The 12,962-nt window shown below is 71.5% G+C and carries 14 protein-coding genes; 10 read left to right on the top strand and 4 right to left on the bottom strand.

Annotated elements, in window-relative coordinates; genetic code table 11:
• Positions 1-7 precede the first annotated feature (7 nt).
• The 5 genes from AB0I51_RS07590 (at position 8) to AB0I51_RS07570 (ending at position 5,584) form a co-directional block, all read left to right on the top strand.
• Positions 8-1,039 carry a class F sortase gene (locus tag AB0I51_RS07590; RefSeq protein WP_362972419.1) on the top strand — a complete coding sequence of 344 codons (1,032 nt, stop codon included), beginning with the start codon at positions 8-10 and terminating at the stop codon, positions 1,037-1,039.
• A 156-nt stretch (positions 1,040-1,195) separates the two neighbouring features.
• Positions 1,196-2,530 (top strand): ABC transporter ATP-binding protein, encoded by a 1,335-nt coding sequence (locus tag AB0I51_RS07585; RefSeq protein WP_362972417.1) that lies wholly within the window; start codon positions 1,196-1,198, stop codon positions 2,528-2,530.
• A gap of 20 nt (positions 2,531-2,550) precedes the next feature.
• Entirely contained in the window at positions 2,551-3,003 is a 453-nt protein-coding gene (locus AB0I51_RS07580) for a DUF3574 domain-containing protein (RefSeq protein ID WP_362972415.1), read from the top strand.
• A 98-nt stretch (positions 3,004-3,101) separates the two neighbouring features.
• Entirely contained in the window at positions 3,102-4,490 is a 1,389-nt protein-coding gene (locus AB0I51_RS07575; RefSeq protein ID WP_362972413.1) for an aldehyde dehydrogenase family protein, read from the top strand.
• Positions 4,491-4,501: 11 nt separating this feature from the next.
• Entirely contained in the window at positions 4,502-5,584 is a 1,083-nt protein-coding gene (locus AB0I51_RS07570; protein WP_362972411.1) for a Zn-dependent alcohol dehydrogenase, read from the top strand.
• Between the two features lie 10 nt (positions 5,585-5,594).
• Here the strand turns inward: AB0I51_RS07570 and AB0I51_RS07565 are convergent, their stop codons facing one another.
• Entirely contained in the window at positions 5,595-6,551 is a 957-nt protein-coding gene (locus tag AB0I51_RS07565; RefSeq protein WP_362972409.1) for a DMT family transporter, read from the bottom strand.
• 169 nt (positions 6,552-6,720) lie between these two features.
• Here AB0I51_RS07565 and AB0I51_RS07560 point away from each other — a divergent pair, with 169 nt between their 5' ends.
• On the top strand, positions 6,721-7,653 hold the full coding sequence (locus tag AB0I51_RS07560; RefSeq protein ID WP_362972407.1) for an acetamidase/formamidase family protein: 933 nt from the start codon (positions 6,721-6,723) through the stop codon (positions 7,651-7,653).
• Between the two features lie 82 nt (positions 7,654-7,735).
• On the opposite strand, the gene AB0I51_RS07555 is transcribed toward AB0I51_RS07560, so the two are convergent.
• Positions 7,736-8,377 carry a TetR/AcrR family transcriptional regulator gene (locus AB0I51_RS07555; protein ID WP_362972405.1) on the bottom strand — a complete coding sequence of 214 codons (642 nt, stop codon included), beginning with the start codon at positions 8,375-8,377 and terminating at the stop codon, positions 7,736-7,738.
• Between the two features lie 107 nt (positions 8,378-8,484).
• Here AB0I51_RS07555 and AB0I51_RS07550 point away from each other — a divergent pair, with 107 nt between their 5' ends.
• The 3 genes from AB0I51_RS07550 (at position 8,485) to AB0I51_RS07540 (ending at position 10,640) form a co-directional block, all read left to right on the top strand.
• A complete protein-coding gene (locus tag AB0I51_RS07550; RefSeq protein ID WP_362972403.1) occupies positions 8,485-9,636 on the top strand; it encodes an acyl-CoA dehydrogenase family protein in 1,152 nt (383 codons plus the stop codon).
• A gap of 61 nt (positions 9,637-9,697) precedes the next feature.
• On the top strand, positions 9,698-9,943 hold the full coding sequence (locus AB0I51_RS07545; protein WP_019066249.1) for a YiaA/YiaB family inner membrane protein: 246 nt from the start codon (positions 9,698-9,700) through the stop codon (positions 9,941-9,943).
• 73 nt (positions 9,944-10,016) lie between these two features.
• Entirely contained in the window at positions 10,017-10,640 is a 624-nt protein-coding gene (locus AB0I51_RS07540) for a TetR/AcrR family transcriptional regulator (protein ID WP_093624869.1), read from the top strand.
• A gap of 25 nt (positions 10,641-10,665) precedes the next feature.
• Here the strand turns inward: AB0I51_RS07540 and AB0I51_RS07535 are convergent, their stop codons facing one another.
• Positions 10,666-11,127 (bottom strand): MaoC family dehydratase, encoded by a 462-nt coding sequence (locus AB0I51_RS07535; RefSeq protein WP_362972400.1) that lies wholly within the window; start codon positions 11,125-11,127, stop codon positions 10,666-10,668.
• Between the two features lie 125 nt (positions 11,128-11,252).
• On the opposite strand from AB0I51_RS07535, the gene soxR reads away from it, so the two are divergent.
• Positions 11,253-11,774: a redox-sensitive transcriptional activator SoxR gene (gene soxR, locus AB0I51_RS07530; protein WP_362972398.1), complete on the top strand. Its 522-nt coding sequence runs from the start codon at positions 11,253-11,255 to the stop codon at positions 11,772-11,774.
• 16 nt (positions 11,775-11,790) lie between these two features.
• Here the strand turns inward: soxR and AB0I51_RS07525 are convergent, their stop codons facing one another.
• Complete coding sequence (locus AB0I51_RS07525) at positions 11,791-12,858, bottom strand: RNA ligase (ATP) (protein WP_362972396.1); 1,068 nt, start codon at positions 12,856-12,858, stop codon at positions 11,791-11,793.
• Positions 12,859-12,962 lie beyond the last annotated feature (104 nt).

Raw genomic sequence — 12,962 nt, 5'->3', positions numbered from 1 at the left:
GGATGCGATGAACTCCAGCGCCGCCCCGCGCCCCACCGGGGTGCGGGGCGCTGACACCATGCGCCTGCGCCAGAGCTCGCGCCCGGCCGACCGCTCGACACCGAACCGCACCGCCCCGCGCGAGACTTCGGGCCGCGCCACTACCCGCGGGTCGTCGGGCGGCACCGTCTCGCGCGGGTCGTCGGGCGGCACCTCCTCCCGTGGGTCGTTGGGCCGCACCGGCCAGCGCGCGTCGTCGGGCCGCACCGCCACCTGCGAGGCGCCGGGCCGATCCGCCCATCGCGTGCTGCGGCGCAGTCGGCCCTGGTACCGGACGCGGGCCTACCGGCTCACCCGGACCGTCGTGCTGGCCGTCGTCCTGATGGTCGGCGGCGCCCGGTGCGCCGGCGGCGCGGGCCCCACCGGCCCGGCCCGGGCGACGCAGTCGGCGACGGACAGCTCCGGCCCGACCCGGTCGGCCGCGCCGGCCCCAGGCGCCCGCACGGACGCGCGAGGCGGTCAACACCCGCCCCCGGCGCACCCCGTGGCCCGCTCCGGCCGCCCGGCACCCCCGCCGAGCGCCCTCCCGCGCTCCCGCGCGGCCGGTCTCGTCATCCCCTACCTCGGCGTCGACGCCCCGGTCGTCCCGCTCCGGCTCGGCCGTGGACGGCACATGTCCGCGCCGCCGGACGACGACCCCAAGCGGGTGGGCTGGTACGCGGACGGGCCCACCCCCGGCGAACAGGGCACCGCCGTCGCCGTCGGCCACCTCGACACGATGACCGGACCCGCCGTCTTCGCGGGCCTCGGCGCACTCAAGCCCGGCCGCCTGATCGAGGCCCGCCGCGCCGACGGACGGACCGCCGTCTACACGGTCGACGCGGTGAAGACGTACGAGAAGGCGCACTTCCCCGACCGGGAGGTCTACGGCGCCCGCGGCCGGCCCGAACTCCGCCTGATCACCTGCGGTGGCAGCTTCGACCACCGGACCGGCTACTCCGGCAACACCGTCGTCTTCGCCCACCTGACCGCGACCCACGAACGCGGCCGCACGCGCTGAACGCGATCGTCCGTTTTCTCACCACCCGGACCGACCCGCCCGATCCCGTCCGGTCTCTTCCCCCGGGCGCGCACATTCCGTTAACTTCCGTGACTCACAAGCCTCGTACGGCCCGTACGAGGCGATCCGATCGCGGAGCCCCCGGGGGCACTCGTCATGACACGCGCCATCTCCCTGCAGGACGTGAGCAAGGCCTACGCGCGAGGCGCCCGCGTGGTGGACCGGTTGTCGCTGGACATCGCGCCGGGGGAGTTCCTCGTCCTGCTCGGGCCGTCCGGGTGCGGCAAGTCGACCGTGCTGCGCATGATCGCTGGCCTGGAGGAGATCTCCGAGGGCGAGCTGAGGCTCGACGGCGAGTACGCCAATGACCTCGCCCCCTCCGAGCGGGACATGGCGATGGTCTTCCAGAACTTCGCCCTCTACCCGAGCATGACCAGCCGCGACAACATCGGCTTCCCGCTGCGCATCGAGGCACCCGGCGCCGACCCGCGCCCGCGCGTGGACGCCACCGCCCGCATGCTCGGCATCGAGGAACTCCTCGACCGCTTCCCCAGCCAGCTCTCCGGCGGCGAACGCCAGCGCGTCGCCATGGGCCGGGCCATCGCCCGCCACCCCTCCGCGTTCCTGATGGACGAACCGCTCTCGAACCTCGACGCCAAGCTCCGCAACCACCTGCGCGCCGAAATCTCCTCCCTCACCCGCAAGTTGGGCGTCACCACGGTCTACGTCACCCACGACCAGGCCGAGGCCATGTCGCTGGGCGACCGGGTCGCCGTCCTGCGCGGCGGAGTCCTCCAGCAGGTCGGCAGCCCCCGCTCGGTGTACGCGCTGCCCCGCAACGTCTTCGTCGCCGCCTTCATCGGCACCCCGCGCATCAACCTCCTGCGCGGCCTGGTCCGGGCCCCGTTGGACGGCGCGATGACCATCAGCCTCGGCAAGCAGTATCTGCGCCTGCCCGAACCCCTGTGCCTGGACCACCAGTTGCTCCGCGTCCAACAGGGCCGCGAGGTCATCGTCGGCCTGCGTTCCGAGGCCGTCCGCATCGCCAAGCCCGCCGCCGCCCGCCCCGGCGAGGTGGCGATCAGCGGTCTGGTCGAGCATGTGGAGTTCCAGGGGCACGAGGTCCTTGTCCACTTCAACACCGGCTCCCGGCCCGCCGTGGTACCGGAGTTGGAGGCCCCGCGCCCCACCCGCCCGGCCAGGCGCCGCCGGCGCGAGGGCGGCGTCCTGGGCCGGCTGCGGGAGCGCGCGGGCGTGCTGCGCGCCGGCCCGGTCGTCGTACTCGACCACCCGGCGGACACGGAACCCGACCTCGTACCGCCCGAGGGCCGCCTCCCCGGCGACCTCGTCGTCCGCACCACCCCCGACATCCGGCTCCGCCACGGCATGCAGGTCCCGCTCCTCGTCGACATCGCCCACCTGTTCGTCTTCGACCAGCACGGCGAGCGGATCTCGCCCGCCCCGGCGCGGCTGCCCGACCTGGACGAGTGACGACCGGTACGGATAGGTGCATGAACGTGCGCCTCACCCGAAACCGGGCAGCCCTCGCACTCGCCGGCCTCCTCCTGGCCGCCGCGGCCCCGACCGCCTACGCAAGCCTTGACGCGGACACCGGCCCCGCGCCGACGCGTGGAACGCCGTACGTCGAGACGCAGCTCTTCTTCGGTACCGAGCGGCCGGACGGCGGACCGGCCGTCACCGACCGGCAGTTCATGGCCTTTGTCGACCAGGAGGTCACGCCGGACTTCCCGGACGGGCTCACCGTGCAGAACGGGCGCGGGCAGTGGCGGGACGCGAACGGGAGGATCGAGAAGGAGCGGTCCTACGAGCTGATCCTGCTGTATCCGGTGACGGCGGCGGGTGTGAGCGACCGGGAGATCGAGGAGGTCCGGCGGGCGTACGAGAAGGCCTTCGCGCAGGAGGTGGTGGGCCGGGTGGACGACCGGACCCGGGCCGATTTCTGACCCGGCCACGCACCCGTGACCCGGGGTCTCTGGCGCCGGAAAACTAACACCGCTAGTTTGTGAGGCGGACGACGCAGTCACGCCCGGGAGGCAGCACGATGAAGGCACACGACGGCATGTACATCGACGGCGCCTGGCGCCCCGCCGCGAGCGGGGAGACCATCGACGTGGTGAACCCGGCCGACGAGCAGGTGATCGACCGTGTCCCGGCCGGCACCGCCGAGGACATCGACACCGCCGTACGTGCCGCCCGTGCCGCCCTCCCGGGCTGGGCCGCCACCCCGCCCGCCGAACGGGCCGCGCGCCTGACCGCCCTCCGGGACGTCCTCGTGACCCGCAGGGACGAGATCGCCGAGACGGTGACCGCCGAACTGGGCTCCCCGCTCGCCTTCTCCCGGGCCGTCCACGCGGACGTGCCGATCGCGGTTGCGGGTTCCTACGCCGAACTCGCCGCGACCCACGCCTTCGAGGAGAAGGTCGGCAACTCGACGGTCCATCAGGAGCCGATCGGCGTGGTCGGCGCGATCACCCCCTGGAACTACCCCCTCCACCAGATCGTCGCCAAGGTCGCCCCCGCCCTCGCGGCGGGCTGCACGGTGGTGCTGAAGCCGGCCGAAGACACCCCCCTCACCGCCCAGTTGTTCGCCGAGGCGGTCGACGAGGCGGGCATCCCGGCAGGCGTCTTCAACCTCGTCACCGGCCGCGGCCCGATCGCCGGCCAGGCCCTCGCCGAGCACCCGGGCGTCGACCTGGTCTCCTTCACCGGCTCCACGGCGGTGGGCCGCCAGATCGGTGCCACGGCGGGCGCCGCGATCAAGAAGGTCGCCCTCGAACTCGGCGGCAAGTCCGCCAATGTCATCCTCCCGAGCGCCGACCTCGCCAAGGCCGTCAACGTCGGGGTCGCCAACGTGATGTCCAACTCCGGCCAGACGTGCAGTGCCTGGACCCGCATGCTGGTCCACCGCGACCAGTACGACGAGGCGGTGCAGCTGGCCGTGACGGCCGCCGCCAAGTACGGCGACCGCATCGGCCCGGTCGTGAACGCCAAACAGCAAGCCAGGGTGCGGAGTTACATCGAGAAGGGCGTGTCGGAGGGCGCACGGCTGGTCGCCGGAGGCCTCGAAACCCCTTATGAACAGGGCTACTTCATCGCCCCGACCGTCTTCGCCGACGTGACCCCCGACATGACGATCGCCCAGGAGGAGATCTTCGGGCCGGTCCTGTCCATCCTCCGCTACGACGACGAGGACGACGCCGCGCGCATCGCCAACGGCACGGTCTACGGCCTGGCGGGTGCGGTGTGGGCCGGTGCGGAGGCGGAAGCGGTCACGTTCGCACGGAGGCTGGAGACCGGGCAGGTCGACATCAACGGCGGACGCTTCAACCCCCGTGCCCCGTTCGGGGGTTACAAGCAGTCGGGTGTGGGCCGGGAACTCGGTGCGCACGGGCTGTCCGAGTACCTCCAGACCAAGTCCCTTCAGTTCTGAGGAGTGTTCGCATGGTCCGCGCAGCCGTACTGCCCGCCGTGGGCGCTCCGCTGGAGATCGCCGAGATCGACCTCCCGGACCCCGGCCCCGGCCAGGTCCGCATCCGCCTCGCCGCCGCCGGGGTCTGCCACTCCGACCTGTCCCTGACCAACGGCACCATGCGCGTGCCGGTCCCCGCGGTCCTCGGTCACGAGGGCGCGGGCACGGTAGTGGCCGTGGGGGAGGACGTCGCCCACATCGCACCCGGCGACCGCGTCGTCCTCAACTGGGCCCCGTCCTGCGGCACTTGCCACGCCTGCGCTCTCGGCGAGGTCTGGCTCTGCGCCAACGCCCTCAACGGCGCCGCCGGCGTCTACGCCCACCGCGCCTCCGACGGCACCGACCTCCACCCCGGCCTGAACGTCGCCGCGTTCGCCGAGGAGACGGTCGTATCGGCGGCCTGTGTCCTCCCCCTCCCGGACGGAATCCCGCTGACGGACGCGGCACTTCTGGGCTGCGCCGTCCTCACCGGCTGCGGCGCCGTCCACCACTCGGCGCGGGTGAGGGAGGGCGAGACGGTCGCGGTGTTCGGGGTGGGTGGAGTGGGCCTCTCGACGCTCCAGGCGGCCCGGATCGCGGGCGCCGCGAAGATCGTCGCCGTCGATGTCTCCCCGGAGAAGGAGGAGTTGGCGCGCGCGGCCGGAGCGACGGACTACGTGGTCGCCTCCGAGAACACGGCCCGCGAGATCCGCGCCCTGACCGGAGGACAGGGCGTCGACGTCGCCGTGGAGTGCGTGGGCCGGGCGGTCACCATCCGCACCGCCTGGGAGTCCACCCGCCGGGGCGGCCGCACCACGGTCGTCGGCATCGGCGGCAAGGACCAGCAGGTCACCTTCAACGCCCTCGAACTCTTCCACTGGGGACGGACGTTGAGCGGCTGCGTCTACGGCAACTCCGACCCGGCCAAGGACCTGCCGGTACTGGCCGAACACGTGCGGGCCGGACGTCTGGACCTGGGCGCGCTGGTGACGGAACGGATCGAACTGGCCGGGATTCCGGCGGCGTTCGAGAACATGGTGGCGGGGAAGGGCGGCCGGGCGCTGGTGGTGTTCTGAACTCCCTTGCCTACGGCACCTGTTCGGGCTCCGGGTCGGAGGCGGTGGCGGTGGACTGCTCCGCCTCCGCCTCCGCCACCGACTGCGCACGCGGCCGGGACCGCGACACCGCCACACCCGCGAGACACAGCACCCCGCCCGCCAGGGTGAGCAGCCCCGGTACCTCGCCGAGCGCCAGCCACGACATCAGGACGACCAGCGCGGGCACGGCGTACGTCGTCGCGCCCATGCGGCTGGCGGTCGTACGGGCGAGGGCGTACGCCCAGGTGGTGAAGGCGAGGGCGGTCGGGAAGATGCCCAGGTAGACCATGTTGAGCGTGGCGGAGACGGGCGCGTCGCCCGCCTCCTGGACGAGCTGCCCCGCGAACGGCAGGCACAGCACCGCCCCGATGAGACACCCGAACGTCGTCACCTGGAGTGCGCTGGCTCGGCCGAGGGCCGGCTTCTGGGCGACGACACCGCCGGCGTACGCGACCGCCGCGAGCAGACACAGCGCCACGCCGAGCACGGACGAACCGCCCTCGCCCGACATCGACAGCCCCACGGTCACCGCACCGGCGAAGGAGACCGCCATGCCCGCGAGCAGCCGCGGCGGCATCGCGTCACCGAGCAGCCGTGAGCCGAGCAGGGCTATGAGGATCGGCCCGATGTTCACGACGAGAGCGGCGGTACCGGCGTCGACCTGCTGCTCGCCCCAGTTCAGGACGACCATGTAGAAGCCGAACCACAGCGCGCCCGAGATCGCGATCCCCCGCCACGCGGACCGGGGCGGCACCCCTTCCCGCCGTACGAGACAGAGCACCCCCAGCGCCAGCGCCCCGCTCGCCAGCCGCCCCAGGGCCAGGGCCCCCGGCGAGTAGGCGACTCCGGCGCTCCGGATGGACACGAAGGCGGAGGCCCACAGCACGACGGTGACGACGGCGGCCGCGGCGGCGGTCGCTTCGGCGGGGCGGAGGGGTTTCTTCATGGCCCGAGGCTAGGCGGGGCGGGACGGCGATGCTAGCGGAAATCGGACGGCAGGCTCGGGGCGCGAGAATGCTGCCTATGAGGTCAGAATTATTGCCATTTAGGCTGGACGTCGGCTTGGTCGGAGGGGGCAGAGTCCGGCACCAGTGCCGACAGGTGAGGACGGTCCGATGGGCCACCACCCCGTACCGAAGCGCGTGCATCGCCTGTGGTCGACCGAGCACGAGCCGGTGCTGGAGGTCGAGGACGGGGACACCGTGTCGTTCGGCCTCGCCGAGGCCACGGACGGCCAGTTCGACCCGGCGTCGACCGTCGACGCGGTCGCGGGTCTCGACTGGGACCGGGTCTATCCGCTGGCCGGGCCGATCGTGGTCAGGGACGCCGAGCCGGGCGACGTACTGGAGGTGGAGTTCCTGGAACTGCGCTCGGTGGACTGGGGCTGGACGGCCGTACTCCCCGGACTCGGCCTGCTCGGCGAGGACTTCCCCGACGCGCATCTGCGCCTGTGGGACCTGAGCGGCGGCGACAGGGCGAACTTCCTCGACGTGGCCGACATCCCGATCCGCCCCTTCTGTGGGGTGGTTGGGGTCTGTCCGGACGTCACCGAACCCCAAAGCGTCCTGCCGCCGGGCCACTTCGGCGGCAACGTGGACTGCAAGGACCTGGTCGTCGGCACCAAGCTCTACCTCCCGGTCCAGGTACCCGGCGCCCGCCTCGGCCTCGGCGACCCCCATGCGGCCCAGGGCGACGGCGAGTTGTGCGTCAGCGCGATCGAGGCGTCCCTGTCGGGCGCGGCCCGCATCCGCCTGCACAAGGGCCGCCGGATCGCGGCCTCCCGATTCGAAACGGCTGGCCCACTCCGCACCGACGCCGACCGCGCCGGCCACTACGCCACGATGGGCGTGGCAGCGGATCTCATGAGTGCGGCCCGGGATGCGACCCGCGCGATGATCGACCACCTCGGCAGCCGCTACGGCCTCGCCCCGATCGACGCGTACGTCCTGTGCAGCGTGGCGGTGGACCTGAGGATCACAGAGGTGGTGGACACCCCGAACTGGGTGGTGTCGGCGTACCTGCCGAAGGCGTACTTCGGATCCCTTTGAGTTACGGCAGGCGCGATCCCCCAGGGGCGCGGGGAACTGCGCGACCAGCCGCAACGGACCCGCACCCGGCAAACGACAGAACCTAACCCCCGCGCTGCATCTCCGAGAACTGCCCCTCCAACCCGTCAAGCAGCGCGGTCAACCCCACCTCAAAAGCCCGCTCGTCGATCTTCTCCTGCTGCTCGGCAAGAAGATGGGCCTGCCCGAGGTGCGGGTAGTCGGCAGGGTCGTACGCGCTCGCATCGCCCACAAACCCCCCGGCGAACGACCCGAGCGCCGACCCCATGATGAAGTACCGCATCAACGCCCCGATCGACGTCGCCTGCGCCGGCGGCCACCCCGCGTCCACCATCCCGCCGTACACCGCGTCAGCGAGCCGCAACCCCGCCGGCCGCCGACCGGGACCGGTCGCGAGCACGGGCACGATGTTCGGGTGATCCCGCAGCGCGGACCGATAGGAAACGGCCCAGTCGTGCAGCGCGGTACGCCAGTCGCGCCCGTCCTCGAACATCGACAGGTCGACCTGCGCGCTCACCGAGTCAGCGACCGCCTCCAGGATCTGGTCCTTGGTGCGGAAGTGGTTGTACAGGGACGGCCCGCTCACCCCCAGTTCGGCGGCGAGCCGACGCGTGGAGACGGCCGCCAGCCCTTCCGAGTCCACCAGCATGCGAGCCGTCCCGACGATCCGGTCGGTGCTGAGGAGGGGCTTGCGCGGTCGGGCCATGGCGCACATAGTAGGGCTGCGAGACCGAAACTAGCAGTGCTAATTTAAATGTGCAGTAGTCAATGTGCAGCAGTCGATGTACGGCCTTCCACTTGGGGTGACGCGCGATGGACCTGGGACTGAGCGAGGAGCAGCAGGCTGTACGGCAGCTCGCCGAGGACTTCGTGGACCGCGAGATCGCCCCGCACGTCATCGCCTGGGACCGCGCCGAGGAGGTCGACCGGTCGATCGTGAAGAAGCTCGGCGGGGTCGGCTTCCTGGGTCTGACCATCGACGAGGAGTACGGCGGCTCGGGCGGTGACCATCTCGCGTACTGCCTGGTCACCGAGGAACTCGGGCGCGGCGACTCCTCCGTGCGCGGCATCGTCTCCGTGTCGCTCGGCCTGGTCGCCAAGTCGATCGCGGCCTGGGGGAGCGAGGAGCAGAAGCGGCGCTGGCTGCCGGGGCTCACCTCCGGCGAGTACGTCGGCTGCTTCGGGCTCACGGAACCCGGCACCGGTTCCGACGCGGGCAACCTCACCACCCGGGCCGTCCGGGACGGTGACGACTACGTCGTCAACGGCACCAAGATGTTCATCACGAACGGCAGTTGGGCCGACGTGGTGCTGCTCTTCGCCCGCTCCACGGACGCGCCCGGCCACAAGGGCGTCTCCGCCTTCCTCGTGCCCACCGACACCCCCGGCCTGACCCGCCGCACCATCCACGGCAAGCTCGGCCTGCGCGGCCAGGCCACCGCCGAACTGGTCCTCGACAACGTCCGTGTCCCCGTCTCCGCCATGCTCGCCCCCGAGGGCAAGGGCTTCTCCGTCGCCATGTCGGCGCTGGCCAAGGGGCGGATGTCGGTCGCGGCGGGCTGTGTCGGCATCGCCCAGGCCGCGCTGGACGTGGCCGTGCGCTACGCCGGTGAGCGCGAGCAGTTCGGCAAGCCCATCGCCCACCACCAGCTCGTCCAGGAACTCATCAGCGACATCGCCGTCGACGTGGACGCGGCCCGGCTGCTCACCTGGCGGGTCGCCGACCTCATCGACCGCGGCCTGCCGTTCGCCACCGAATCCTCCAAGGCCAAGCTCTTCGCCTCGGAGGCCGCCGTGCGCGCCGCGAACAACGCGCTCCAGGTCTTCGGCGGCTACGGCTACATCGACGAGTACCCGGCCGGAAAGCTGCTGCGCGACGCCCGCGTGATGACGCTCTACGAGGGCACCAGCCAGATCCAGAAACTGCTCATCGGGCGTGCGCTGACGGGGATTTCGGCGTTCTGAGTACGTCAGCTGAGTACGCCGACGGATGTGGTGGCGGCCGTAGGAGCGGACGCTTGTCCCCATGAGCGAAGCATCGGGCAAACCGCAGAACACGGCCGCCTTCTACGGCCAGGCCGTCGCGTCCTTCTCCGTAGCCATCGCGGCGACCGCCATCGGCATCTTCAAGCTGCAGGCCGACGCCTGGGTGCGGGCCTTCCTCGCGATCGCCGTCCTGTATCTGGTCACCTCCTCCTTCACCCTCGCCAAGGTGATCCGGGACCGGCAGGAGGGGGCACGCGGCACCTACAACCCGTTCGAAAAGCTCTGAGCGGGGAGACTAAGCGCTCGCTCAGGTTCGGCGGTATGGTGGAGCCCCAGTCATCGAGAGGGGCTTACGAGCGATGAGTACGGCGGAGGAGACGACCGCGGGCGACCCGCAGGCCTGGGCAGAGGTCACGCCCGACGCGGCCCGGCGGCTGCTGATCGCCGCCGTGGAGGCCTTCGCCGAGCGCGGCTACCACGCGACGACCACCCGGGACATCGCGGGCCGCGCCGGCATGAGCCCGGCCGCGCTCTACATCCACTACAAGACCAAGGAAGAGCTGCTCCACCGGATCAGCAGGATCGGCCACGAGAAGGCCCTCGACATCCTGCGTACGGCGGCGGCGCGCGAGGGCAGCGCCGCCGAGCGGCTCGCCGACGCCGTGAGCTCCTTCGTGCGCTGGCACGCGGGCGGTCGTACCACCGCGCGGGTCGTGCAGTACGAACTCGACTCGCTCGGCCCGGACGCCCGCGCCGAGATCCTCGCGCTGCGCCGGCAGGTCGACGCCGAGGTGCGCGGGATCGTCGAGGACGGGGTCGCGGACGGCTCCTTCGACGTGCCGGACGTGAAGGGCACGACCCTCGCGATCCTGTCGCTGTGCATCGACGTGGCCCGCTGGTTCAGCCTCGACGGACCCCGGACGCCCGACGAGGTCGGCGCGCTCTACGCCGACCTCGTACTGCGGATGGTGGGGGCCAACTAGCCGCTGTTGTGCGGGATTCGGCCGCTCAGAGGTAGTAGCGGGACACCGACTCGGCCACGCACACCGGCTTGTCGCCGCCCTCGCGCTCCACGGTGAAGGCGACGGTCACCTGGACGCCGCCCGGCACGTCGTCGACGCCGGTGATCGTCGCGGTGGCGCGCAGCCGGGAGTCGACCGGGACCGGGGCGGGGAAACGGACCTTGTTCGTCCCGTAGTTGACGCCCATCTTCACGCCCTCGACCTTGATCAGCTGCGGTCCGAAGAGGGGGAGCAGCGACAGGGTGAGATAGCCGTGCGCGATCGTCGTCTTGAAGGGGCCGGCCGCCGCCTTCTCCGGGTCCACGTGGATCCACTGGTGGTCGCCCGTCGCGTCCGCGAACAGATCGATCCGCTTCTGGTCCACCTCCAACCAGTCGGTGTACCCCAACTGCTCCCCGACCGCCGCCCGCAGGTCGTCGACGGAGGTGAAGATCCTCGGCTCTGCCATGTCCCGGCCTCTCACGTCATCCAGCATCATCTGTCCCGACATACCTAAGCAACTGCTTAGCATGGTCGCATGCCGGGCCGCTGTCAACGGAACACCTGTGCCGCTGGATGGGTAGGGTTCGAGGGGTGCCCCAGATTCCCGAGAAGATCCACGAGCTGACCGTCGGCCAGCTCGCCGCGCGCAGCGGTGCCGCCGTCTCCGCCCTGCACTTCTACGAGGCCAAGGGTCTGATCGGCAGCCGCCGCACCACGGGCAACCAGCGCCGGTACACCCGTGACACCCTGCGCCGGGTCGCCTTCGTGCGGGCCGCCCAGCGCGTCGGCATCCCGCTGGCCACCATCCGCGAGGCGCTCGCCGAACTCCCCGAGGAGCGCACCCCGACCCGTGAGGACTGGGCCCACCTCTCCGAGGCCTGGCGCTCCGAACTCGACGAACGCATCAAGCAGCTCAACCGCCTCCGCGACCACCTCACCGACTGCATCGGCTGTGGCTGCCTGTCCCTGGCGACCTGCGTCCTGTCCAACCCGGGCGACGTGGTCGGCGAACGGGGTGCGGGTTCACGGCTGATGACGGAACCGGGAGAACGCCGAAAGGGCCGCGCTCCCCGGGACCGGACGCCGGATCCCGGTCCCGGGAAGCGCGGTTGAGGCCCGGCGCCGGGCCTCACTCGTACTCGGTGCCGCCCTTCCGCGTCAGATACGCGGCACTCACCGCCTTGGCGATCGCCCGGCCGCCGGTCACGGGGCTGTACCGCTCCACGGCCGGGCGGATCACGACGCCCTCCCGCAGATGCAGCTCCCGCCCGGACACGGTCTCCCGTCCGCTCGCGACCTCCAGCACCCGTCCGATGTCGTACGGCCCCTCGTGCAGGCGTGGCACCAACGGCAGCTCTCCGTCGAGGAGTTCGGCCGCGTCCAGCCAGCGCACCGCTCCGTCGATCTCGGCGGAGACGTCGAACGCCGCGTACCCGAGCGTGCTGCGTCGTCCGTCGGCGCCGTAGGTGAGGTCCTGCACGCCCGCGCCGTAGACCTCGCCGAAGACGCCGACCCGGCGCGCGCCGAGTCGTTCGGCGAGGCGGGCGGCGGCTTCGGGGACGGCGTGGCCGAGGACCGCCCGCCAGTACAGATTGCGCGGATCCTCTTTCAGGGCAAGGGACTTGGCGCCGAAGCCCTTCGAGGAGACCTGGACGCGGCCGTCCTCGGCGAAGTAGGTGAGCAGGCAGGCCGAGCCGTGCAGTTTCTCGGTCAGGACCACAGCCTCGCCCGGTTCGAATATCCCGGGAAACCGCTGGATGTTCTCGATGTCCACCCAGGGCAGCAGATCGGGCGCGGACTCGACGTCGCCGCTCATGGTGGGCGGGATCGGCGGCACCCACTTGACGATGCCGAGCAGTTCCGCGAAGTCGGTGCCGTCCAGGGCGGCCCGGGCCAGGTCCACGTCCGCGAGCGCCTTGGGCCGGCACACGATGCCCTGCGACAGCTCACCGCGCAGGCGCACGGCTTTGACCCGGTCGGCGTTGCTCCCCGCGAGGCGTCCGGTGAGCCCCAGCTCCTCGATCAGCGCGGCCGGGAGCACGGACTGCTCGGGGATGTAGACGGCGGTGTCACCGGTGCGGTACGCGCCCTTGGCGACGACGGCCCGGTACAGGCCGACCTGGGCCAGTTCGAGGGCGTCGGCGTTCGGGTGTTCGTGGACGGTCAGCACTTCGGCGGTGACGCGCAGCGTCGACATCGGGACTCCTCGGGTTCCTCAGCTGGGTTTCATCGCCCTCAACTGTCCTGATACGAAACGGGTTGAGCGAGGGGAATACCGGCTGCTAGGGCCGGCGTCGAAAC

Origin of the sequence: Streptomyces sp. NPDC050549 (assembly GCF_040655035.1) — a bacterium.
GTDB lineage: Bacteria > Actinomycetota > Actinomycetes > Streptomycetales > Streptomycetaceae > Streptomyces.
The sequence above is the reverse complement of the archived record's forward strand: the minus strand, read 5'-3'. Positions and strand labels throughout refer to the sequence as shown.